This window comes from Sphingomonas sp. GW821-FHT03E12 (assembly GCF_059420685.1).
In genome coordinates this window covers 1,049,206-1,071,229 of the sequence record NZ_JBWKUF010000001.1, presented here as the reverse complement: position 1 = coordinate 1,071,229, position 22,024 = coordinate 1,049,206, and the positions used below count along the sequence as shown (strand labels likewise).

Genomic DNA, 22,024 nt, shown 5'->3' with positions numbered 1-22,024 from the left:
GGTATTACATCTTACTGAATCAGTAACCTAAGCCGCTCAGCGCGCGGTGCCGCGCCGGAGCATTCCGCGATATTCGCGGCCCGGCCGTGCGCTCCGGAACGTCTCGATCGCGCCGCGATCCTGCACCGTCACATAGACGGTCCGCCCGTCCCGGCCGCCGAATGCGATGTTGCTCGGCAGCCGCCCTTTCAGGCGCACCTCTCGCGTCACCGTGCCGTCGGGAGCAAGGATGGCGACCGTTCCGCCGCCATGCCGTGTGACGTAGAGGTTGCCGTCGCGGTCGCAGCGCATACCATCCAGGCCGTGATCCGCAAATGCGGCGAAGAGCCGCTTGCCCGATATCCCGCCCTGCGCGTCGAGATCATAGACCCAGATGCGACGCTGGACGCTCTCGCCGACATAAAGGCGGCGACCGTCCGGGCTGACCTCGATCCCGTTGGTCGTGCCCATCCCCTCTTCCAGGATCTGCGCCTTGCCGTCGCGGCCGATTCGCCAGATCCGCCCGCTCCCGTTCTTCCAGTCGGGATCGCTCGCATAGAGCGTCCCGTCGGGCGCCATCGCGATGTCGTTGGGCTGGTGCGCGCCGGGCAGCTCGGCATAGGTCGAGAGCGCGCCCGCAGCATCCGCCGCAAGGATACGGTGCCCCTTGTAATCCGCGATCAGCATCCGGCCGTCGGGCGCGAAGCGAATGCCGTTGCCGATGCTGCCCGTAGGCAAGGTCGCGAACAGCTCTGCCTGGCCAGCCTCGGTGACTCGCCCGATCGTCCCTTCGCGCGCAAAGTTGACGACGTAGAGCGCGCCGTCCGGACCGGTCGCCGGCCCCTCGATGCCGGAGGTGAATACCCCGTCACCGACAAGGTCGCGCACGATATAGTCGCCCCCGCCGGCGCGCTGGGTCGCAGCGCAGCCGCCCAGCAGCACTGCTCCCGCGAGCACAAGGCCGGCGCGCCTCACAACACCGCACTCAGCGCGAGCGTAAGGAGCAGCGCGACGATCGAGATCAGCGTCTCGCACACTGTCCAGGTCTTGAAGGTCTGGGACAGGGTCAGGTTGAAATAGGTTTTCACCAGCCAGAATCCCCCGTCATTCACGTGCGAGAGAATCAGTGACCCCGCGCCCGTCGCCAGCACAAGCAATTCGGGCGAGACCCCGCTCCCGGCAGCGACCGGCGCGACGATCCCCGCCGCAGTCGCCATCGCCACCGTCGCGGATCCGGTCGCGATCCGCATCATCGCCGCGACCAGCCAGGCAAGCACCAGCAGGGGCACCTCCACCGACTGCGCCATCCCGACGACGGATGTGGAGATGCCCGCCTCCATCAGAATCTTGCCGAAGCCTGCGCCCGCGCCGACGATCAGCGTGATCAGCGCGGTCGGCGCCAGACAGTCCTCAAGGAAGCGACCGATCTTCTCGCGGTTGAACCCGCGTGCGCTGCCGAAGGTGAAGAAGCTCAGCAACAGCCCCGCCAGCAACGCGGTAACCGGATGCCCGGAAAAGCGGATCGCGTCGTTGACGAGCGTACCCTTCGCCGCGAACAGATCGGCCCAGCTGCCCACCAGCATCAGCGCCACAGGCAGCAGGATCGTCGCAACGGTGACGCCGAAGCCGGGCAGGTCACGCGTGTCGTCGATCTTCCGTTCGGTCAGCGCTTCGGCCATCGGGTTGACGCCCTCGACTTTGACATAGCGGTCGATCAGCGTGGCGAAGACCGGCCCGGCGAGCGCCGCAGTCGGGATTCCGACGATCAGGGCATAGAGCACGGTGAGGCCGATGTCCGCCTTGTACGCGCCAACCGCGAGCAGCGCCGCCGGATGCGGCGGGATCAGGCCGTGGACAACCGAAAGCCCGGCGACCATCGGGATACCCACTTTCAGGATCGACGTCCCCGTCCGCATCGCCACCGTGAACACGATCGGCATCAGCAGCACGAAGCCGACCTCGAAGAACACCGGCAGGCCGACGAGGAACGCTGCGGCCATCATCGCCCAATGCACCTTCGCCGGGCCGAACCAGCCGATCATCGTCTGGGCGATGCGCTCGGCGCCGCCCGATTCGGCCATCAGCTTGCCCATCATCGTGCCGAGCCCGACGACCAGCGCGATATGGCCGAGTGCGTTGCCGACCCCCGCCTCATAGATTGCCAGCAGCTTGTCGAGCGGCAGCCCGGCCGCCGCACCCAGCGCCAGCGAGGTGACCAGCAGCGCGATGAACGGGTTGAGCTTCAGCCGCGCGATCAGGAAGATCAGCCCGCCGACCGAAGCCAGGCCGAGCAGGACGAGGAAGACCTCCCGGCTCATCGCGCAGCCTTCTCGCGCAGCTGAACCGACTTGATCGTCCAGAGCGGGTTATTGCCGTTGCCGGTGAAGGTCATGCACAGATCCTGCGCACCCTTTTGCGACGCCACCGGCACGGTCAAGCGCGTGAGCGCCGGGCTCGCCGCCTGCGCGAGCGAGGCCCAGCCGATCCGCTCACCTTTGCAGCCCGCCCGAATCTCGAGCTCACCCGCAGGCGTCGCGGGCCTGCCGCGCGCAGCGATCGCGCGGCCGTTGTTGAGCTGGAAATTATAGGGCACCTGCCCGACCTCGACCTCAACCGCGGTCACCGCATCCATCGGTGCGGCCTCATAGGTCCAGCACGGCTCGAGGATGTTGACGAGGAAGTCGGCGCGCGGCCCCTGGGCGGGTGCATCATCGATCAGCGCGAGCGAGTGCGAGGCGCTGCATGCCTTGAGTTCGCGATCGTCCCGGCGCAGCACGGCGGCGCGGTCGTAGCGTTTGTCCACCGCACCGGGCAGTTGCTTGCCGCCACGGAACGCCACCGCGCGCAGCCGGGTGGGGAACACCACCTCCACCGGGCCGGCATAGAGGCGCGATTTCGCGCCCGGCGCGCTGCCGTCGGTCGTGTAGCGGATCTCCGACTTGACCTGCGTCGCCAGCTCGACCGTCGCACTCTTCGCCGCGACCGACCGGACGCGCGCGGAGGGGATGAACGCGCTTTCGGCGGGCTTCAGCCCCATCGCCTTGACGCGATCGATCTGCGGGATCAGCCGATCGACGAAGCCGTCGAAGTCGCGCCCCTTGCCAAGCCAGGCGACCTCGGCGAGCGCCGACAGCCGCGGGAAGATCATGTACGCCGCGCGCTCATCGCCGCGGATATGCTCGCTGAACATCGTCGACTGGATGCCGAGGATGTGCCGCTGCTGCTCGGCGGTGAGCGACGGGGGCAGCGGATCGAATTTGTAGATGTCCTCGAGCGTGTTCGGCTTGCCGCGCCCCGGCCCTTCCGCTGCGGTGCTGCCCTGGACATGATCGAAATAGAGATCGGGCGACGGCGCCAGCACCGTGTCATGCCCGGCCTGCGCCGCGAGCACCGCGCCCTTGATCCCGCGCCATGACATCACCGTCGCGTTGGGCGCGAGCCCGCCGTCGATGATCTCATCCCAGCCGATCAGCTTGCGGCCGCGCGCGGTGAGCAGCTTCTCGACGCGCTTCATGAACCAGGATTGCACCGCATGCGCATCTGCGAGACCCAGTTCGCGCATCCGCTTCTGCACCGCCGGAGACCGCTCCCACTCGGTCGCGACCACCTCGTCCCCGCCGACATGGATGTAGGCGGACGGGAACAGCTCGGTCACCTCGGCAAAGATATCGTCGAGGAAGGTGAAGGTCGGTTCCTCGATATTGAACAGCCAAGTGTAGACGCCCCAATCGGAATGGATGCCGTCGGGCACGGGCCCGCTATTGCCCAGTTCCGGATAGGCGCGGATCACCGACAGCACATGGCCGGGCATCTCGATCTCGGGCACCACCGTGATGTTGCGCGCCGCGGCATAGGCCACGATCTCGCGGATCTGCGCCTTGGTGTAGAAGCCGCCGGTGCGCGGCAGCGACGGCGCGCCGGGCGCGCTCGCCGGAATACGCCATGCGCCGATTTCGGTGAGCTTGGGATATTTGTCGATCTCGATCCGCCAGCCCTGATCGTCGACCAGATGCCAGTGCAGCGTGTTGAGCTTGTGCACCGCCATCGCGTCGATCAGCTTCTTGACGAATTCGGGCGACTGGAAATGCCGCGCGCTGTCGAGCATGAAGCCCCGCCATTTGAACCGCGGCGCGTCTGAAACCGTCACCGCGGGCACTTCGCCGCCGGGCGCCGTCGCTAGCTGCCACAAAGTCACCGCGCCGTGGAAGAAACCGGCATCATCGCTGGCACTGATGAGCGCGCCGGTCGGTGAGGTGGTCAGGCGATAGCCTTCCCCCGGCAGCCCCGCGACGCGTTCGAACAGGACCGTCGGTGCGCCGGCCTTCGCCTTGGCCGGAAGCCCCAGCCCGTCCCGCAGCCACACCGCCGCCTTCTCCGCACCGGCATCGCCCGAGGGTGCCTGGATCGCGAGACCATCGGCGAGGCGGAACCCCTTGCCCGTCGCCGACACCTCGACCGGCTGGGGCAGCAGCGGCAGCGCTTGCTGCGCCTGCGCCGGCGCGATCAGCGCCATCACCGCGACGGCCCCCGCCAGAAAACCTCGCGCGCCAACCGGTGCCGCCATGACTCACTCTCCCTTTTACATATCCAATCTAATACCTTTTATGCGTATGGAGCCAAGCACACAGCATGAAACGGTATCGGACCGTACGTTCCGCGTAGCTTTCTAAGCAACCGCTCTGCATTTTGCTAGCGCCTTGGTATAAATTGGTTATGCTATTTGCGTGACCAAAGCCCGTGCGCCGGCCAGCGCGCGCGGCAGTTCGGGAGAGTATGAGGCATGCGCGCAGGCACCGGCGACGATCCGGTCATCGTCAAGTTCGAGTTCAACGAAGTGGTCGTTCCCGCCAGGCCGGGGATCATCAATTCCGAAACGCTGGCCAAGCCGCTGCATATGCTCCCGGTCGCCGGCAAGGCGGCGTGGAGCGTCCAGTTTGACGCGCTGCCCAAGCTGGTCGTGCGGATGACACTGGCCAACGGCGTGGTCGCGCTCGGCGAATTCTATCGCGATCACGAATGGTCGCGGATCGAGGCGATCGCCGACGGCCTGCTCGGCGTCAACATCGCGGACCTTACACTGCAGGATCTGCCGCTGCCGTTGGTGCGCGAGTTCGACGGGTTCGAGCTGGCGATCTGGGACGGCTGGGCCAAGACCTTGGGCGTTCCCCTCCACCGCCTGCTCGGCGGGCCGGTGCGCGAGAAGGTGCTGTGCCATGCCTGGTCGAGCCACCGCACGCTCGACGAGATCGGCCCCTGGGTCCGCGCCTATCAGGATCAGGGCTATCGCAGCATCAAGCTCAAGGCCGATCTGGAGGACGATGTCGTCGGCCTGTGCGAACAGATCGCGGTGCATGCGCATGGCATGAAGGTGGTCTTCGACCCCAACCAGCGCTGGGAGAATATGGCGTCGGCCAAGATCCGCATCCGCGGGCTGGAGCAGGTCGGCAACGTCCAGCTGCTCGAGGATCCGATCCCGAAATGGATGATCCCCGACTATGCCGATCTCTGCCGCTTCTCGTCGATCCCGATCACGCAGCACATCGCCCTGCCGTATATCTATCAGGGCCAGCGCGTTCACGACATCATCGCGCTGATCCAGCAGCGCGCGGCGGACGGCTTCAACTTCAACGCGGGCCTTGCCAAGTTCGCGCAGCTCAACGCCATCGCGGAAGCCGCCAACCTCTGGTGCTTCCACGGGTCGGAGGTCGATCTCGGCATCCTCGAGGCGATGTATCTCCACCAGTCGATCGCAGCGAAGAGCTGCGTCTGGTCGAGCGACATCTTCGGGCGGCTGATCCGCGAGCATGACCTGCTCGAAACCCCGCTCCGCTTCGAGCCGCCTTACGCCTTCGTCCCGGAAGGGCCGGGGCTCGGCGTCTCGCTCGATCCAGCAGCACTGGAACGCTACGGCGTCCGTCACGAGGTTTTCGCATGAGCAGCATCATCCCGGTCCCGTCGGAACAGCATGTCACCGCCGGCCCCTATACTCCCGTGCTCAAGATCAGCCGCAACGCCGATCTCGTCCTGATCTCCGGCCAGGCGCCGCTCAATCTCGCGGGCGAGGTGATCGGCGACACGATCGAGGAACAGGCGCGCGTCACGCTGGAGAATTGCCGCAAGCAGCTCGCCGCCGCGGGCGCCGACTTCTCCAACGTGTTCAAGGTCAATGTCTATCTGACCGACCTTGCCGACTGGCCGCGCTTCAACGTCATCTACCGCGAGATCATGCCCCAGCCCTTCCCTGCGCGCACCGCGATCGGCTGCGCGCTGCTCGACGCGTTCCAGGTCGAGATCGAAATGTGGGCCGCGGTTCCATGAAGTGGCAGGAACTCAGCAGTCCGCGGCTCGACGCGGTCGATCGCAGCACGCCGGTGATCCTCAACATCGCCGCAATCGAGCAGCACGGCCCGCATCTCCCGCTCGACACCGATGCGCTGATCGGCCGGCATTTCACCGACCGGATCAACGCCGAACTCGGCGATCAGGTGCTGATCCTGCCGCAGCTCCCGGTCTGCTGCTCGCGCCATCACATGGCGTTCGCGGGCACGCTGACCGTGCGGCACGAGACGTTCCTCGCGTATATCACCGACCTGCTCGGCTCGGTCGCGGCACATGGTTTCCGCAACATCGTGATCTTCAACAGCCATGGCGGGAACCTCGCCATCGGTCAGGTCGTGCTCGAATCCTTCGGCAACGATCACCCCGAAGTCGAACTGTTCATGCTGACCTGGTGGCGCATCGCCGCCGAGGAGCTGGCGAAGATCCAGGAGACCGAATTCGGCGGCGTCGGCCATGCCTGCGAGTTCGAAACCTCGCTGGTCCAGATGATCGCGCCGGAACTGGTCGAGATCGACGTCGCGGTCGACCAGCTGCCCGTGCACGATTTCCACTGGGCAGCGGCCGACCTGCTCAATGCGGGGCGCGCGGCGCATCACCGCAACATGCATCAGCTCAGCGCCGGGACCGGGGTGTCGGGCTGCCCGTCCAAGGCGTCGCCCGGCAAGGGTCAGGCGATCTCCGACGCCGTGACCCGCGCCGCGGTCTCGATGCTGCGCGATATCCGGGGCGCCTAGCCGCGCAACCGCTCGCCCGCGATCCGCGATTTCTCGCGGGCGCGGGCGACCGCGGGCGCACGGGCGGCGGTGAGCCGCTCGGTGATCGCCGCCGGCGCAGTGTCGGGCCGTCCGGCATTGAACGGCGGCTCCGGCGCATATTCGATCGTCAGCTGATATGCCTGCGCCTCCTCCGGGCTGCGCAGCAGCGCTGCCAGTGTCAGCGCGAAATCGATTCCCGCGGTGACCCCGCCGCCGGTGATGCGGTTGCGGTCAATGCAGACGCGTTCGCTCGACGGAATCCCGCCCATCAGCGCGACCAGTTCGCGGACCGTCCAGTGACTCGCCGCGCGATAGCCGCGCAACAGCCCCGCAGCCCCCAGCAGCAGCGATCCGGTGCAGTCGCTGGTGACATAGCGCGCCGACTTGCCGTGGTGCGCGAAGAATTCGACGACCTCGGGATCGTCCATCATGTCGAGCGTCCCGGCGAGCCCGCCCGGCGCGAACAGCACGTCCAGCTTCTCCGGGCAATCGCGCAGCGTGGTGCTCGGCGTCACCGCGATCCCCACCTCGCTCATCACCGGATCAAGCGTCTTCCAGACCAGATGGATCTCGCTGTGCATCAGGTTGAACACGGTGAGCGGTCCGACCAGATCCTGCAGCACCATCTTGGGATGGACCAGCATCGCGATCCTGGGACGGCCCGGTCCCGCGCCCTTCGCACCCAGCACGCCATGCATCGGCTGACCATGTCCGCCCGCCTGCGCCGAGGCTGCGCGGCTGCCCAGCGTCATCACGGCGCCCGACAGACCTGCAGCACCCAGCGTCTGCAGGAACCGGCGGCGATCCGCATTCGACTGACAGATAGTCTCGATCTCCACGGCAAGCCTCCCGATCCGTTCGCGCCCTTTGCGCTCGCCGGTCCGGATAGGTCCGCGGCAATCCGGCCGAAAGGACAAGCAGCCGTCAAATCCCGCCAGACATCTCCGCGGTGCGCGCGGCAAAGCGCTGGCGATAATCGACAGGGCTGACCCCGAACCGGCGCAGAAAGACGCGGCGCAGATTCTGCTCGTCGCCAAAGCCCGCCGCCGCCGCGACCTGCTTGAGCGGCAGCCCGCTCGCCTCGAGCAATCCGGTCGCGGCCTCGACCCGCATCGCCTCGACCGCGCGCGCCGGGGTCATGCCGGTCGCCGCTACATAGGCGCGTGCGAAGGAGCGTTCGGCCATGCCGGCTCGTTCCGCCAGCCGCTCGACGCGCAGGTCGCCCGTCAGATTCGCGCGCATCCAGCCATGGAGCTCGGCAAAGCCGTCGCCGGAACCGCTCTGGAGGAGCAGAGGGACGGAGAATTGCGCCTGCCCGCCCGGCCGCTTCATGAACACCACCAGCCGCCGGGCCGCCTCGATCGCGGCACGATGGCCATAGTCCTGCTCGATCAGCGCCAGCGTCAGGTCGATCCCCGCAGTGACTCCGGCCGAGGTCCAGAGCTTGCCGTCGTTGACGAAGATCGAATCGGGTTCGACCGCGATCTGCGGATAGTCGCGCGCGAGGCGCGGTGCCCAATGCCAGTGCGTGGTCGCGCGCCGCCCGTCGAGCAGCCCGGTCGCGGCGAGCACGAACGCGCCGGCGCAGATCGAACAGATGCGGCGTAGCCCCGGCGCGTTCACGGCGATCCATTCGACCAGCGCGCCCGGTACGATCGGACTCCCCCCGGCACTGCCTCCACCGACGATCACCGTGTCGATCCCGTGCGGATCGATGTCTGCCAACGCTCGGGTCACGATCGGCATGCGCGCGGTGGTCTGAACCTCGCCGCCCTGTGCGGAAGCGACGACAGTCTCGTAGCGTTCGGGCACGCCGCGATGCGGCTCGCTCGCCTCAAGCGCCTGCAGCGGGCCGCTGATGTCGAGCAGGTTGATTCCGTCAAAGGCGAGGACAAGCGTGCGGATCGGGCGCATTGCGGCTCCTGCGTGGACGCGATCACCGATGGACATGGCGTCTCGCTTCATGGAACAGGATAGACGCCCGGCGAGAGAAACGCCATTGCATTTAATCACGATATACGCGACATAGTCTCGCATTACGAAACAAGCAGGGGTTTGAGCGGTGAGTCTGGACCAGCGGACGAAGGCAGAAAATGTGAGCGCGACGCGTGGAACCGGGGGCGATGCGCTGGTGGCGGGCCTGCATCGCTGGAGCGTGGACACCTTTTTCGGCGTGCCGGGCGTCCAGCTCGACGAGCTGTTCGACGGGCTCCAGCGCGGCGGCGGCGATATCCGCGTCGTCCATAGCCGCCACGAACAGGGCGCCGCCTATATGGCGCTCGGCTATGCGATGGTCACCGGCAAGCCCGGCGTGTGCGCCGTGGTCCCGGGTCCCGGCCTGCTCAACGCCGGTGCGGCGCTCTCGACCGCCTATGCCTGCAACGCCCGCGTCCTGTGCCTGACCAGCACCGTCAACAGCGCGCTGATCGACCGCCGCTATGGCGCGCTGCACGAGATCAACGATCAGGACGGCCTGCTGCGCAGCCTGACCAAGTGGAGCGCGCGCGCGACTCATGCGAGCGAGATCCCCGGACTGCTCGACGAAGCCTTCCGCCAGCTGCTCACCGGCCGCCCGCGCCCGGTAGCGCTTGAGATTCCGCCCGATATCCTCGCCCAGACCGGCTTCTTCGCCTACCCCGACGCCCTGCCCGCGCTGACCAACCCGCTCGCCGATCCGGCTGCGATCGAGCAGGCTGCGACGCTGATCGCCGGCGCGCGCAACCCGATGATCATCGTCGGCAGCGGCGCCCAGGAAGCGGGCCGTGAAGTCCGCGCCCTCGCCGAACTGATCCAGGCGCCGATCGTCAGCCGCCATATGGGCCGCGGCGTCGTGCGCTCGGACGACGACTATGCCCTGCCCGCCGCCGCTGCGCTGCCGCACTGGCCGGACGTGGACGTGGTGATCGGCATCGGATCGCGCCTGACCCAGCTGCGCGAATGGGGCATGGGTGGCGGCCTCAAGGTCGTCCACATCGACCTCGACCAGTCCGAGATCAACCGCATCGCCCCGCCCGCAGTCGGCATCGTCGCCGACGCGGCCGAAGCGACCGCGAAGCTGGTCGAAGCACTCTCAGCGAAGGGCCTCTCGCCCGCGCCGCGCACCGCCGAATTCGCCGCGATCCGCGCTGCGTTCCGCGAAGAGGTCGCCACCGAAATCCAGCCGCAGGTCGGCTATCTCGATGCGATCCGCGCGGCGATGGCCGAGGACGATGTCTTCGTCGATGAGATGACGCAGGTCGGCTATGCTTCGCGCTATGCGCTGCCGGTCTATACGCCGCGGACCTATGTCAATTCGAGCTATCAGGGCACGCTCGGCTATGGCTTCGCGACCGCGCTCGGTGCGCAGGTCGGCGCGGGCAAGCGCCGCGTGATCTCGGTCAACGGCGATGGCGGCTTCATGTACACCATGCCCGAGCTGGCGACCGCGGTGCTGCACCGCATTCCGCTGATCGCGATCGTGTTCAACGACGGCAATTTCGGCAATGTCCGCCGCATCCAGGCCAACAAATATGGCGGCCGCCTGATCGCGTCGAACCTGCACAACCCCGATTTCGTCGCACTCGCGCACAGCTTCGGCGTCGCCGGCCTGAAGGCGGAGGGGCCGGACGGCCTTGCCGCCGCGCTCGAGACCGCGCGCGGACTCGAGGGGCCGGTGCTGATCGAGGTGCCGATGAACCTCGACGCGACGCCTTCACCCTGGAAGCACGTCCATGGCCGCAAGGTCCGCTGATCGCCGCCCCTCGGCGGAAACGGTCGAGATCCTGCGGACATTGGTCGGCTTCCCGACCGTCAGCCGCGATTCCAATCTCGACCTGATCCACTGGGTCCGCGACTATCTCGCGGGCCATGGCATCGCCTCGGTCCTCACCAGCGGCAAGGATCCGGGCAAGGCGAACCTGTTCGCCACGATCGGATCGGGCGAGGGCGGGATCGTTCTGTCGGGGCACAGCGATGTCGTCCCGGTCGACGGGCAGGAGTGGCACAGCAACCCGTTCGTGATCGAGGAGCGCGACGGATTGCTGTTCGGCCGCGGCACCTGCGACATGAAGGGCTTCATCGCCGCGTGCCTCGCCAAGGTGCCGATGCTCGCCTCAGCGAACCTCAGCGAGCCGGTGCACCTCGCCCTCTCGTTCGACGAGGAAATCGGCTGCAAGGGCGCCGGCCACATGATCGAGGAGCTGGTCGCGCGCGGCCTGCGCCCGCGCGGCTGCGTCGTCGGCGAGCCGACCTCGATGGAGCCGGTGATCGGGCACAAGACGGGCAGCGCCTATGGCTGCGCGGTGCACGGACTCGAGGCGCACAGCTCGCTCGCCCCCTATGGCGTCAACGCCATCTTCTACGCCGCCCGGCTGATCGCGCGTATCGAGGCGATCGCGGCGCGGCTGCGTGCCGAGGAGCAACGCCATCCCGGCTACTCGGTCCCCTTCTCGACCTTGTCCGCGGGCGTGATCGAGGGCGGCCAGGCCAGCAACATCGTGCCGGCTCTATGCCGCTTCCGCTTCGATATCCGCACCCTGCCCTGGACCGATCCGGACGCGATCGTCGCCGAGCTGCAGGCCTATATCGACCACGAGCTGCTGCCAGAGATGCGCGCAGTCCATCCCGATGCACGGATCGAGATCACAACGAACGGCCGCGTGCCGGGCTTCGCGATTGACGCCGATGCGCCACTCACGCGCTATGTCCAACGGCTCGCGGGATCGAACGCCGAACCGGGCTTCGTCGCCTTCGGATCCGAAGCAGGACTGTTCCAGGCCCGCGGCGTCCCGACGATCCTGTGCGGCCCCGGCTCGATCGAGCAGGCGCACAAGCCCGACGAGTTCGTTGCGCTCGACCAGCTCGCCCGGTGCGAGGATTTCCTCGACCGACTCGTTCAGACCCCGTTCGAGCCCGCCTAGGCGGGCTCGCCGCGCTCCGGCATCAGCGGCGACACCGCGCCCTCGGCATATTCATTCTGCAGCCGCGCCGCGGTGTAGCGGACCTGTTCGAGCAGGTCGGCGTCCGGCTCGGGCATCAGCAGCGACGAGGACAAGATCACGCCGACGGTGCCCGCGATCAGCCCGTCGGGCTCGAAGATCGCCGCGGCGATGCCGCCCAGGCCCGTACCGCGCGGATTGGCTTCGAAATCGACGCCATAGTCGCGCAGATTGGAGATGACGCGCGGCGGTGTCGGCTTCTGGTTCTCGAAATAATAGATCAGCCGCGCCGCCGGCGAATTGGGCAGGGTGAGCAGCGTGCCCGGATGGATCATGATCCCCGGCTCGAACTGGTTCTGCACCGAATGCACGACCATTGCCCCGCCCCGCGTCGGTGTCGCGAGCAGCGCGGTATGACCTGTGGCATTGAACAGGTCCTGCAGGAACGGCCGCGCCAGCTGGACAAGGTTGCTGCGATAGACCGCGGCGCGCCCGAACTTGAGCAGCTTGCGCCCGAAGACATAGCCCTCGCCCTCGCGCGCGCGATCGACCAGGCCGAGCCGGGTCAGCGTCTGCAGGTGCCGCGACACGCGCGCCTTGGTCATGTCGAGCTGCCGCGCCATGTCGGTGACACGCACCGGATCGGATGCCTCGGTGAGCACCTCCAGGATCTGGACGGTGACTTCGACGCTCTTCACCCGGGCCGAGCCGGCGTCGTCCTCAGGGATTTCGTTCTGATCGATCATTCGTATCCCCTAACATCGGCCGTCACGGTTGGCGAGACGCCCTTGTTATCAGCGCCATAGCGTGAAACCGCATGACGATCCCGTTCCGCCTTCGGTGCGGTAGAGCTTCTGATAGTCGACCAGCTCCATCGCCAGCCCCGCCGCATCCATCGCCGCGGAGGTCGCGATCCAGCTCTTGCACTCCGACGTGCCGGCCATCAGCTCGTTCTGCGGGATCGCGCGCAGCCAGTCGTGATCGCACGTGCGCATCGCCTCGATGAAGCGCGCATCCCAGTCGGGATCGACGACGAAATGGGTGAGCCCGCCGGTCGTCAGCACGGCAACACGGGCATCGCTGTCCCACGCTTCGATCGCCCGCGTTACCGCCGCACCGAAGTCGTGGCAGCGCGCCGCGCTCGGGCTGTTGTCATAATACCAGCAATTGACGTCCACCGGCACGTGCGGGCGGACATGGTCGCGCATGATGTTATTGTACAGGAACCCATAAGCGTGCGGCATGCCGAACAGCAGCGACTTGTCGTTGCTGACCGTCGGCTTCTCATGACACAGCGTCACGTCGAAGCTGCTCTCGCGGACCAGATGGCGGGCGAGATGCGTGCCGAATTCGCGATGGCCGGGATAGACGGTCGGCGCATCGGGCAGATGGCCGTGATCCGAAATCTCGATCCCGACCGGAAGCCGTGTCTTCTGCACATCGGTGCGCGGGACATTGGCGATCTCGTCCGCCGCGATCACCGCGAAGGTCGGCACCATCTCCGAGAAGATTTCGTGCTGGTCGTTGCCGATGATCACCACCACGTCCGGGTTCGCGGCGACATAGGCTTCGTGCAGCCGGTCCATCGCCGCAAAGCTCTTGTCGAGCGCCGCCTGCCGCGTCGGCAGGTCGAGCAGCGCACCGATATTTTCGCCGGCGCGCTCTGCCTCCAGCTCGGCGTAGCGCAGCTTGCGTCCCTTGAACCAGAGCGGGATTCCGTCCTGCCGGTCCCGCTCGGCGCGGATATCCCAATCGTGCGCGAGCGTGTGGAGTTGCGGCGTGTGTGCGCAGCCGATGCCCAGAACGATCTTCGCCATGCTTCCTCCAACCGATTGACGCGAGACTCTGTTACGCTATGCGTTACTTTGTAGCGTAATGCGATATAAAAGTGGAGGATGCGATGAAGCTTGTCACCTTCGACGCCGGAGAAGGGCCGCGCACCGGAGCCATCATCGGCGACGGTTCGATCGTCGATCTCACAGCGGCCGCACCCGAAGCGGCGCGCGGCATGCTTTCGACGATGCTGGCGCTGATCGAAGGCGGCGAGCCGGCGCTCGATGCGGCGCGGGAGATCGTCGCGCGCAGCCGTGGCGATCATGGCTACGACCCCGCCTATGTCCGCTACCTGCCGCCGCTGCCGGTACCCAACTCGATCCGCGACTTCGCCAATTTCGAGCTGCACTGCCTTCAGGCGCTCGAAGCCAGCATGCGCATGCGCGCCGCGAGCCAGCCCGATCCCGAGGCCGCCTATGCCGGGTTCAAGGCGAGCGGTGCCTATGACCTGCCCGCCAGCTGGTACCAGCGGCCCTATTATTTCAAGGGCAACCGCATGACCTGCTCGGGCCATGACTCGGTGATCCAGTGGCCGCGCTTCTCCGGCACGATGGACTATGAGCTGGAGTTCGCAGCGGTGATCGGTAAGCGCGGCGCGGACATCGCCGAGGCGGACGCCGACGCGCATATCTTCGGCTATATGATCTACAACGACTTCTCGGCCCGCGACGAGCAGGTGCGCGACCAGCAGTTCCGCATGGGCCCGTCCAAGGGCAAGGATTTCGACACCGGCAATGCGATGGGTCCGTGGATCGTCACCCGTGACGAACTGCCCGACGTGTCGAATCTGGCAATGACCTCGCGGATCAACGGCGAGGTCCAGGGGCGCAGCAATTCTTCGGGCATGCAGTTCAGCTTCGCCCAGTGCATCGCCTTCGTCTCCCGCGACGAGACGCTCTACCCCGGCGACGTGTTCGGATCGGGCACCGCGGGTAATGGCTGCGGGTTCGAAACCGGCCGCTATCTCGAGCCCGGCGACGTCATCGAGCTCGAGGTCGAGGGGATCGGCGTGCTGCGCAACCGGATCGGCGAACGGCGCAGCTAGCGCGGCGCCCTGCCCGCCGGACAGACAGGAACGGCGCCGCCCCCCAGGGACGGCGCCGTTTCTTCATGGTGCCAGGCCGACGGCCGGGCTTCCTTCGACGGGCTGGTCCGGACGCCGCTGCGCGTCGGCGCGCTGCGCTTTCCACGCACGGGGATTCACGAACCAGATGCACGCCGCGGAAACGGCCGGCAGGACCATGAACAGGATCAGCGCGGACTGGTAGGACTGCGCCGCATCATACATCCGCCCCATCACCCAGGGTCCGGTGGCGGAACCGAGATTGGCCATCGCCGTGAGCAGTCCCGTCAGCAGCCCCAGATGCTGGGTGCCATAGGTGTGGCGCGAGATCACCGGGCCATCGACCATCACGCTCGAATGGCCCATCGCACGCACCACGATGTAGCTCACCAGCACGATCGGGTTGGCCAGCGCGAACGACAGGATCGCGCAGGTGGTGAGCAGGAAGTAGAGCCCCGCCAGCCCGCGGTTGGAGCTGCGGTCGAGGATGTTGCCCGCCAGCACGCGGCCAAAGATCGCGACGACGCCGATCGCGCTCACCGTCCACGCGCCGTCGTCCTTGCTGAGGCCGGCGTCGAGCAGCATCAGCACCTGATGCTGGGTCAGCGCCTGATCGACGATGGTGACGAGGAAGAAGGCGATCGACATCAGCCAGAAGCTCGATCCGCGCATCATCTTGCCGAAATATTCGCGCACGCCGACGCTCTCGCTGGCATCGCTGGCGCTTGCCGCCTGCTCGGTGATCGGCACACGCAGCATGCCATAGATCAGCGCCGGCACCGCGACGAGCCAGATGCCTGCGGACAGCGCGGCCATGCCCGTCCGCCACCCGAACGCCTGAATGAGGTCGACGGTGACGACCGGCATCACCACGCCGCCGATCGCCGTGCCGAGCAGCACCATGCCCGTAGCGGTCCCCTGCGATGCACGAAAGGTGCGGCCGACCAGCACGAAGCACGACACCATCGCGCCCGGCCCGGCAATGCCGAGCAGCACGCCGACCGCATAATAGCTGGTCAGCCCGCCGACGAATGCGAAACCAAGCAATGCGAACCCGCCGACGACGATGGAAACCATCAGCGCGCGCCACGCCCCGGCAATGTCGAGGAAGCGTCCGAACACCAGGCAGGAAATCACACCCGTCAGATATTTGGCGGTCGCCAGCAGCGTCGCCTGCTCGCGCGTCCAGCCGAATTCCTTGATCACCTCCGGGTAGATGAACGGCAGGGCATAGGCCGGCGCCGAGAATCCGAAGAACAATGCCGTGATCGCGATCGCCAGCACGCGCCAGTTGGCGCTGAACTCATCGCGGAATGCCTGGTCGAACTGGAACATCCCGGTACTCTCCCTGTGCGCCTCAGTTCTTCGCCACCCTGACGGTCTGAAGCTGCATATATTCTTCGAGCCCATAGAGGCCGAATTCGGTGCCGACGCCCGATTGCTTGGCGCCGCCGAAGGGCACGTCGGGCGAGATGCTGGCGTGATCGTTGACCCAGACCGTCCCGGCCTCGAGCCGCTGGGCAAAGGTGAGCGCCGCGGCGGGGTCCGCCGACCATACCGACCCGCCCAGGCCATTCTCATTGGCGTTGGCGCGCGCGAGCGCATCCTCGGGATCCGAATAGCGGATCACCGGCAGGATCGGGCCGAACTGTTCCTCGTCCACGATGCGCATCCCGTCGGTCACGTCGACCACGACCGAGAGCGGGAAGAAATAGCCCTCGCCCGCGACCGGCTCGCCGCCGGCCAGGAAGCGCCCGCCCTGCGCGCGCGCATCGTCGGCGAGCGCGCGCACCAGATCGAACTGCTTGCGGTTCTGCACCGGGCCGAACTGGCTCGCCGGATCGCTGCCCGGTCCGACCACCGCGGCGCGCGCCATCCCGGCAAGCTTCTCCGCCAGCGCGTCATGAATGCGCTCATGGACATAGACGCGTTTCACCGCGGCGCAGATCTGGCCGCTGTTGCCGAAGGCCTTGGCGAAGATCTTGGCCGCGACCTTGTCGACATCGGCGTCGGGCAGCACGATCGCCGCATCGTTGCCGCCCAGCTCAAGCGTCAGCCGTTTGAGATTGGCAGCACCGTCCGCCATGATCGACCGGCCGGTGGGAGTCGATCCGGTGAAGACGATCTTGTCGATGCCCCGATGCGCCGCGATCGCGCGGCCGATCTCGACCTCGCCCGTCACCGAGTTGAGCACGCCCGCGGGCAAATGCGCATTGGCGATCTCGACCATGCGCAGTGCCGCGAGCGGGGTGAAGGACGATGGCTTCATCACCACCGTATTGCCCGCTACCAGCCCCGGGATGATGTGCCAGATCGCGATCATCACCGGGAAGTTCCACGGGCTGATCGACGCAACCACGCCCAGCGGCTTGCGGTGCACCTCGACCCGGACGCTGTCGTCGTCCTTGATCACGTCGACCGACGGCCGCAACGCCGCGGTCGCGCGCGCCCAGGCGAGCGCGCCCATGATCTCGCCCACCGCATTGGGGATGGGCTTACCCTGCTCGGCCGAAAGCAGCCGCGCCAGCTCGTCTTTCGCCGCCTCAATCGCGTCGGCGATCGCCAGGATCGCAGCGGCGCGGTCCTCGATCGGGGTCGCCGCCCAACCGGGAAAGGCCCGCCGCGCGGCATCGACCGCGGCATCGAGATCGGCCGCGCTCGCCAGCGGCGCATCCGCGAACGGCTGCCCCGTGGCGGGATCGATCACCGGGAAGGTTTCCGCCGTCGCCAGCGGTTTCCCATCGACGATCAGGCGGGGCCCGGTCACAGCTTGAACAGCTTCTGCGCGGTGCCGCTCTTCACCAGCTTCGCGGCAGCGGGGTCGAGCGCGTTCACCCGGGCGAGGCATCCCGCCATGTCCCCGATATTATGGGGATAGTCCGATCCGTACATCACTCGCTCCGGTCCGCCCGCAACCTCGATACACAGGTCGAGCGCGCTCTTCTCATAGACCACGGTGTCATAATAGATGCGGCGAAGATAGCTGGACGGCTTGTCCTTGATCTTCTCCGAGCAGGCCGGGATCATCTCGTGGCAGCGGTCGAGCCGGCCGGCGAGATAGGGCAGGGTCGCGCCGCCATGCCCCGCGATGATCGCCAGGTTGGGATAGCGGTCGATGAACGCGTCGAGGATCATCCGCGACACCGCCAGCGTGGTATCGAACATGAAGCCGATCGGCGGGACCAGGCCATATTCATGCAGTTCCATCTCGGCCGAGCCCTGCGGCGCAGTGGGATGGACCAGCACGGGCAGCGCGAGGTCGTCGATCGCCTGCCAGATCGGCGCGAACTGCGGTGCCGTCAGGCTCTTGCCGTCGATATTGGCGCTGACAAACACGCCGACTGCGCCCTGGACGACGGCTTCGGCAAGCACCTCCACCGCACGCTCGGGATATTGCCAGGGCAACGTCGCGAAGAAGCGGATGCGGTCCGGGAAGCGCCCCTGCTGATACGCCATATGCGCGTTCATCTCGCGCGACACGCGGGTGCTCACCGCTTCCCCGCCCCAATAGGCGCTGGGGCAGGTCAGCGAGACGATGGCGATATCGACGCCGGCCTTGTCCATGTTCGCGACCCGCAGGTCATAGTCGAACATCTCGGGGAAAAGCGTGACGAACGGCGCGCCGCTCATCCACACGCTGTCCTGTCCCGCCGCGGTCGGCTTGACCCCATATTTGGGGGCGCCATGCGCGCGGATGTCGTTCAGCCATGCCTCGCTCAGCATGTGCGTGTGAACGTCGATCACCGGCACCGACGACATGCTCACTTCTCCAGGTTGATGCGGTTGGAGAGGCGGCCGAGCCCGTCGATCTCGACGTCGCACAGCTTGCCGTCATAACCCGACAGATAGGTGCCGATATTGCCGCGCGGATGCTTTTCGGTGCCCTTCGATGCGGTACCGGTGTGGATGCAGTCGCCCGGCTCCATCGTGAACCATTTCGACGCGGTCGAGATGACCTGCTCGACCGGGAAGAAATAGTTGGCGGTCGAATCGTCGGTGAAGCATTCGCCGTCGATATAGCCGCGCACCAGCAGCTTGTTGGGGTCCGGCACCTCGTCCTTGGTGGTCAGCCACGGGCCCATTGCCGCGAAGGTGTCCGCCGCCTTGGACTTGGAGTGATAGATGAACAGCAGCCAGTTGTTGTCGTCCTCGAACTTCGGGCGCCAGGCGGTATGGTGCGGCCTCACGATATCGGCGGTCTGCTTGAGCGCGATCGAATCCTCGCCGAACTTGACCCCGCTCGCGGTGACGTCGTTGGTCAGCGTGTAGCCGAACACATAGTCGAGCGCCTTTTCGGGCGGCACGTTCTTGGCGGTCTTGCCGAACACGACGACGGGTTCCGGCTCGGGGATCGACGGGCCGTGGTCCTTCAGGATGTCGATGGTCTTGTTGTGGCCGGTGAGTGCCGAGCGCCCCTTGATGAAGAACATCGGAGCCGTCATCGGCTTCATCGCCTTGCTGTTCAGGTTGTTGTTGTTGACGGCACAGCCCAGGATCTTCGACGGGCGCGGGTTCGGCGCCATCCAGTCGGTGCTCGCCGACAGGTCGATCACCGGCAGCTTGCCAGCAAGCGCCGCCTGGATCGCTTCGTTCGCGGTGTCGAGCCCGGCATTACCCGCCTCGATCAGGTCTTCCATCCAGCGATAGGCGTCGAGCGCCACCGCCTTGTCTTCGGCAACGCGGGCGATCACCGTCGGCTTGCCATCAATTCGGATCGTACCCAGTTTCATGCCGTCGACTCCCTAGATCTTATCGATTGTTCAGATGGTTTCGGTCGCGTCCTCGGGGATCATCCCCATCGCGATCTGATATTCGCGCTTCACCGCCTCGGGCTGGCCGACCTGGTGTTGATAGTCGGGCCGGTTGATCCGGTACTGAAGCGTGTCGCCCAGCCGCCGGCTCTCCTCGAGCGTCATCGACGCGGTGAAGAGTTCCTTGTGCTTGATCGGCAGCTCGACGCAGCGGTTGAACTCAGCGTCGCGGATCACCGCCTTGGGATCGCCCTCGCCCGCCTCGACCCGCTTCATGTTCGCCTCGAAGCTGCGGCGCATCATGACGATGCCCCAGTCGCTCTTGCCCAGATGCTCCTGCGTGCGGTCGGCAATCGTGCCCTGCCCGACCCAGGCGACGATGTCCTGGTTCATCACATGGCTGGTGATCCACTCGCCATCGGCGTCCTTCACCGGGCCGGTCCAGTATGGGATGCGCTTCTGGACGAACGGCTCACGGTCGGCGGGCACGCGATGGAACATCCAGGTCACCGACAGCGTGGTCTCGTCATCGATCGGCACGCGCCATTCGATATGGTCGCCCAGGAAGAAGGCGTTTGGCCACAAGGCGGTCGCGCCGACCGTCCAGTGCGGATTGTCCTTGTCGGTATCCTCGCGCACGCGCTTGTAGATATGGCCGAACTCGAACTCCTCGAACGCCAGCTCAAGGTGCGTCGGACCGTAGCTGCCGTCGCCCTTGAGCACCGAGGTCCAGTTGCGGTGCATCCATTCGAAATGGACCGGATCGCAGCTATTCTCCTGGCACTGGAACCAGTTGCAGGGGACGTCGGCAAAGACGATCTGCTGGAACCCGTTGGCCCAGGTGAACGGCTCCCAATTGGGCACCAGCGGCGCCGGCTGCGGCCCCATATAGGCCCAGAGCATCCCTGCCTTTGCCTCGACCGGGTAGGCCTTGGTGCGGATCTTGTCCTTGAAGCGCGCCTTGGGGTTGGCGATGTCCTCGAACGGCTGCTCGAGGCACTGGCCCGAGCTTGCGAAGCACCAGCCATGATAGCTGCAGCGCAGGCCGTCATCCTCGATGATGCCGTTGAGCATGTCGGCGCGGCGATGCGGGCATTGCCGGTCGATCAGACCGTAGCTGCCGTTCTTCGACTTGAATGCGACAAGATTCTCGCCGAGCAGCCGGACCGGCTTGATTCCCAGCTCGTCGACCTCGGCGACCGCAGCGAAAGGATGCCAGTAGCGGCGCAGCAGCTCGCCCATCGGCGTGCCCGGCCCAACCTGTGTGAAACGGCGATTTTGATCCGGGCCCACTTCAGCCTCTCTGTCTAACCCTCGCGACAAAACTGCGACGCTGGCACGCTATGCGCAACAACATCGGCAAATAGTTGCGCATATCGCAACAAACGCTATGATTTGGGCGATGGACAGGGATTTGAGACGGCGTGCACCGGATGCGCCTGCGTCGATTGCCACGGTGGCGATGGCGACTCGCATTCTCGACCTGCTCGCCGAAAGCGAGCGGCCGGTGGGCGTGCAGGAAATGGCGCAGACCTTGGGCATGACCAAGTCGCGCGCGTCGCGGCATCTTTCCAACCTCGAGATGCTCGGGCTGGTCAGTCGAGGCGGCGGGCGGCGCGGCTTCCAGCTCGGCTGGCGGATCGGCCGTTGGGGGCAGATCGCAGCGGGGCGGATGCAGATGCCCGAACTGCTGCGCGCGCCGCTCGACCGGCTCAACGAGGAAAGCGGCTGCACCGTCCTGCTCTGCGCGGTGGCCGGCGCCGATGCGGTTGTGGTCCAGTGCCTGCCCGCGCGCGCCGCCATGCGCATCGACGTTCAGCCCGGGCTGATGCTCAACCTGCCCGAGTCACCGACCGCGCGCGTCTGTTTCGCCTTCCAGCCGCGCGAGCGGCGGCGTGAGCTGCTCGACCAGGCCGAGATGCGCGGCGAGAATTTCCAGATCGCCGACCGCGAGGCGTTCGAGCGTGAGGTCGCGATGGTGCAGGCGCGCCATTACAGCTGGGGCGTCAACAAGTTCGGGATCGGCCACAATGCGCTCGCTGCACCCTTGTTCGACGGCGACACGATCGTCGCTGCGGTCACGCTGATGCTGCCGACCGACGAGGCACCGGGGCCGCCCGCGCCCTATCTGGTCGAATTGCTGCTCGGCTGCGCGCAGCGCTGCTCGCGCCTGCTCGGCTCGCGCCACAGCTATCCGCGCGACTGACCCGCCAGCGCGATCGCCTCCTCCGCCACCGCGCGGTCGCCAATATGATTGAGCAGGATGAGGTTGAGCCGCGCAGACAGCTTCAGGCTCTCCTCGACCGAGCGCCCGTCATGCATCGCGATCAGCCGCGCATAGATGTCGTCAGCGGCGGCCAGATTGGGATCGGTGATCAGCCGGGCCAT

Annotated in this window: 20 protein-coding genes; 7 read left to right on the top strand and 13 right to left on the bottom strand. The window is 66.5% G+C overall.

Features of this window, described 5'->3' with window-relative positions; genetic code table 11:
- Positions 1-36: 36 nt before the first annotated feature.
- Genes AC07TU_RS05210 through AC07TU_RS05200 form a run of 3 tightly spaced genes read right to left on the bottom strand, consistent with a single transcriptional unit; the run spans position 37 to position 4,543 of the window.
- A complete protein-coding gene (locus AC07TU_RS05210; protein ID WP_495186831.1) occupies positions 37-954 on the bottom strand; it encodes an SMP-30/gluconolactonase/LRE family protein in 918 nt (305 codons plus the stop codon).
- Positions 951-2,297, bottom strand: coding sequence for a GntT/GntP/DsdX family permease (locus AC07TU_RS05205; protein WP_495186830.1), 1,347 nt, complete (start codon positions 2,295-2,297; stop codon positions 951-953). Before AC07TU_RS05205 ends, AC07TU_RS05210 begins: the two co-directional genes overlap by 4 nt.
- Complete coding sequence (locus AC07TU_RS05200) at positions 2,294-4,543, bottom strand: beta-N-acetylhexosaminidase (protein ID WP_495186829.1); 2,250 nt, start codon at positions 4,541-4,543, stop codon at positions 2,294-2,296. Before AC07TU_RS05200 ends, AC07TU_RS05205 begins: the two co-directional genes overlap by 4 nt.
- A 216-nt stretch (positions 4,544-4,759) precedes the next feature.
- Here AC07TU_RS05200 and AC07TU_RS05195 point away from each other — a divergent pair, with 216 nt between their 5' ends.
- Genes AC07TU_RS05195 through AC07TU_RS05185 form a run of 3 tightly spaced genes read left to right on the top strand, consistent with a single transcriptional unit; the run spans position 4,760 to position 7,052 of the window.
- Positions 4,760-5,914 (top strand): mandelate racemase/muconate lactonizing enzyme family protein, encoded by a 1,155-nt coding sequence (locus AC07TU_RS05195; protein WP_495186828.1) that lies wholly within the window; start codon positions 4,760-4,762, stop codon positions 5,912-5,914.
- On the top strand, positions 5,911-6,297 hold the full coding sequence (locus tag AC07TU_RS05190) for a RidA family protein (protein WP_495186827.1): 387 nt from the start codon (positions 5,911-5,913) through the stop codon (positions 6,295-6,297). The genes AC07TU_RS05195 and AC07TU_RS05190 overlap by 4 nt, the downstream gene beginning before the upstream one ends.
- A complete protein-coding gene (locus tag AC07TU_RS05185; protein ID WP_495186826.1) occupies positions 6,294-7,052 on the top strand; it encodes a creatininase family protein in 759 nt (252 codons plus the stop codon). The genes AC07TU_RS05190 and AC07TU_RS05185 overlap by 4 nt, the downstream gene beginning before the upstream one ends.
- Here the strand turns inward: AC07TU_RS05185 and AC07TU_RS05180 are convergent.
- A complete protein-coding gene (locus AC07TU_RS05180) occupies positions 7,049-7,912 on the bottom strand; it encodes a DJ-1/PfpI family protein (RefSeq protein WP_495186825.1) in 864 nt (287 codons plus the stop codon). The two genes, AC07TU_RS05185 and AC07TU_RS05180, sit on opposite strands and share 4 nt — an antisense overlap.
- 85 nt (positions 7,913-7,997) lie before the next feature.
- The gene (locus AC07TU_RS05175; protein ID WP_495186824.1) at positions 7,998-8,987 is read right to left on the bottom strand and encodes a GlxA family transcriptional regulator; all 990 of its coding nucleotides are present in this window, start codon (positions 8,985-8,987) and stop codon (positions 7,998-8,000) included.
- A gap of 181 nt (positions 8,988-9,168) precedes the next feature.
- On the opposite strand from AC07TU_RS05175, the gene AC07TU_RS05170 reads away from it, so the two are divergent.
- Positions 9,169-10,803 carry a thiamine pyrophosphate-dependent enzyme gene (locus AC07TU_RS05170; protein WP_495186823.1) on the top strand — a complete coding sequence of 545 codons (1,635 nt, stop codon included), beginning with the start codon at positions 9,169-9,171 and terminating at the stop codon, positions 10,801-10,803.
- Positions 10,784-11,971: an acetylornithine deacetylase gene (gene argE, locus AC07TU_RS05165; protein WP_495186822.1), complete on the top strand. Its 1,188-nt coding sequence runs from the start codon at positions 10,784-10,786 to the stop codon at positions 11,969-11,971. Before AC07TU_RS05170 ends, argE begins: the two co-directional genes overlap by 20 nt.
- Here argE and AC07TU_RS05160 read toward each other — a convergent pair.
- Complete coding sequence (locus tag AC07TU_RS05160) at positions 11,968-12,735, bottom strand: IclR family transcriptional regulator (protein WP_495186821.1); 768 nt, start codon at positions 12,733-12,735, stop codon at positions 11,968-11,970. The two genes, argE and AC07TU_RS05160, sit on opposite strands and share 4 nt — an antisense overlap.
- A 48-nt stretch (positions 12,736-12,783) precedes the next feature.
- Entirely contained in the window at positions 12,784-13,806 is a 1,023-nt protein-coding gene (locus tag AC07TU_RS05155; RefSeq protein ID WP_495186820.1) for a DODA-type extradiol aromatic ring-opening family dioxygenase, read from the bottom strand.
- A gap of 83 nt (positions 13,807-13,889) precedes the next feature.
- On the opposite strand from AC07TU_RS05155, the gene AC07TU_RS05150 reads away from it, so the two are divergent.
- Positions 13,890-14,867: a fumarylacetoacetate hydrolase family protein gene (locus AC07TU_RS05150; protein WP_495186819.1), complete on the top strand. Its 978-nt coding sequence runs from the start codon at positions 13,890-13,892 to the stop codon at positions 14,865-14,867.
- 63 nt (positions 14,868-14,930) lie between these two features.
- Here AC07TU_RS05150 and AC07TU_RS05145 read toward each other — a convergent pair whose 3' ends face one another.
- Genes AC07TU_RS05145 through AC07TU_RS05125 form a run of 5 tightly spaced genes read right to left on the bottom strand, consistent with a single transcriptional unit; the run spans position 14,931 to position 20,929 of the window.
- Positions 14,931-16,220 (bottom strand): MFS transporter, encoded by a 1,290-nt coding sequence (locus AC07TU_RS05145; protein ID WP_495186818.1) that lies wholly within the window; start codon positions 16,218-16,220, stop codon positions 14,931-14,933.
- Positions 16,221-16,242: 22 nt separating this feature from the next.
- A complete protein-coding gene (locus tag AC07TU_RS05140) occupies positions 16,243-17,652 on the bottom strand; it encodes an aldehyde dehydrogenase family protein (RefSeq protein WP_495186817.1) in 1,410 nt (469 codons plus the stop codon).
- A complete protein-coding gene (locus tag AC07TU_RS05135) occupies positions 17,649-18,644 on the bottom strand; it encodes an amidohydrolase family protein (RefSeq protein ID WP_495186816.1) in 996 nt (331 codons plus the stop codon). Before AC07TU_RS05135 ends, AC07TU_RS05140 begins: the two co-directional genes overlap by 4 nt.
- Before the next feature lie 2 nt (positions 18,645-18,646).
- Positions 18,647-19,615 (bottom strand): fumarylacetoacetate hydrolase family protein, encoded by a 969-nt coding sequence (locus tag AC07TU_RS05130; RefSeq protein ID WP_495186815.1) that lies wholly within the window; start codon positions 19,613-19,615, stop codon positions 18,647-18,649.
- Positions 19,616-19,645: 30 nt separating this feature from the next.
- Entirely contained in the window at positions 19,646-20,929 is a 1,284-nt protein-coding gene (locus tag AC07TU_RS05125) for a Rieske 2Fe-2S domain-containing protein (RefSeq protein WP_495186814.1), read from the bottom strand.
- A 97-nt stretch (positions 20,930-21,026) separates the two neighbouring features.
- On the opposite strand from AC07TU_RS05125, the gene AC07TU_RS05120 reads away from it, so the two are divergent.
- The gene (locus AC07TU_RS05120; protein ID WP_495186813.1) at positions 21,027-21,842 is read left to right on the top strand and encodes an IclR family transcriptional regulator; all 816 of its coding nucleotides are present in this window, start codon (positions 21,027-21,029) and stop codon (positions 21,840-21,842) included.
- Here the strand turns inward: AC07TU_RS05120 and AC07TU_RS05115 are convergent.
- Complete coding sequence (locus tag AC07TU_RS05115) at positions 21,827-22,024, bottom strand: DUF2783 domain-containing protein (protein ID WP_495186812.1); 198 nt, start codon at positions 22,022-22,024, stop codon at positions 21,827-21,829. The genes AC07TU_RS05120 and AC07TU_RS05115 overlap by 16 nt on opposite strands.

What these genes read in the sequence shown, in the direction of transcription:
- AC07TU_RS05205 (WP_495186830.1), bottom strand. Translation starts at nt 2,297, where the DNA reads ATGAGCCGGGAGGTCTTCCTCGTCCTGCTCGGCCTGGCTTCGGTCGGC.
- AC07TU_RS05200 (WP_495186829.1), bottom strand. Translation starts at nt 4,543, where the DNA reads ATGGCGGCACCGGTTGGCGCGCGAGGTTTTCTGGCGGGGGCCGTCGCG.
- AC07TU_RS05195 (WP_495186828.1), top strand. Translation starts at nt 4,760, where the DNA reads ATGCGCGCAGGCACCGGCGACGATCCGGTCATCGTCAAGTTCGAGTTC.
- AC07TU_RS05190 (WP_495186827.1), top strand. Translation starts at nt 5,911, where the DNA reads ATGAGCAGCATCATCCCGGTCCCGTCGGAACAGCATGTCACCGCCGGC.
- AC07TU_RS05185 (WP_495186826.1), top strand. Translation starts at nt 6,294, where the DNA reads ATGAAGTGGCAGGAACTCAGCAGTCCGCGGCTCGACGCGGTCGATCGC.
- AC07TU_RS05175 (WP_495186824.1), bottom strand. Translation starts at nt 8,987, where the DNA reads ATGCGCCCGATCCGCACGCTTGTCCTCGCCTTTGACGGAATCAACCTG.
- argE (WP_495186822.1), top strand. Translation starts at nt 10,784, where the DNA reads ATGGCCGCAAGGTCCGCTGATCGCCGCCCCTCGGCGGAAACGGTCGAG.
- AC07TU_RS05160 (WP_495186821.1), bottom strand. Translation starts at nt 12,735, where the DNA reads ATGATCGATCAGAACGAAATCCCTGAGGACGACGCCGGCTCGGCCCGG.
- AC07TU_RS05155 (WP_495186820.1), bottom strand. Translation starts at nt 13,806, where the DNA reads ATGGCGAAGATCGTTCTGGGCATCGGCTGCGCACACACGCCGCAACTC.
- AC07TU_RS05150 (WP_495186819.1), top strand. Translation starts at nt 13,890, where the DNA reads ATGAAGCTTGTCACCTTCGACGCCGGAGAAGGGCCGCGCACCGGAGCC.
- AC07TU_RS05145 (WP_495186818.1), bottom strand. Translation starts at nt 16,220, where the DNA reads ATGTTCCAGTTCGACCAGGCATTCCGCGATGAGTTCAGCGCCAACTGG.
- AC07TU_RS05135 (WP_495186816.1), bottom strand. Translation starts at nt 18,644, where the DNA reads ATGTCGTCGGTGCCGGTGATCGACGTTCACACGCACATGCTGAGCGAG.
- AC07TU_RS05130 (WP_495186815.1), bottom strand. Translation starts at nt 19,615, where the DNA reads ATGAAACTGGGTACGATCCGAATTGATGGCAAGCCGACGGTGATCGCC.
- AC07TU_RS05120 (WP_495186813.1), top strand. Translation starts at nt 21,027, where the DNA reads ATGATTTGGGCGATGGACAGGGATTTGAGACGGCGTGCACCGGATGCG.
- AC07TU_RS05115 (WP_495186812.1), bottom strand. Translation starts at nt 22,024, where the DNA reads ATGGCCCGGCTGATCACCGATCCCAATCTGGCCGCCGCTGACGACATC.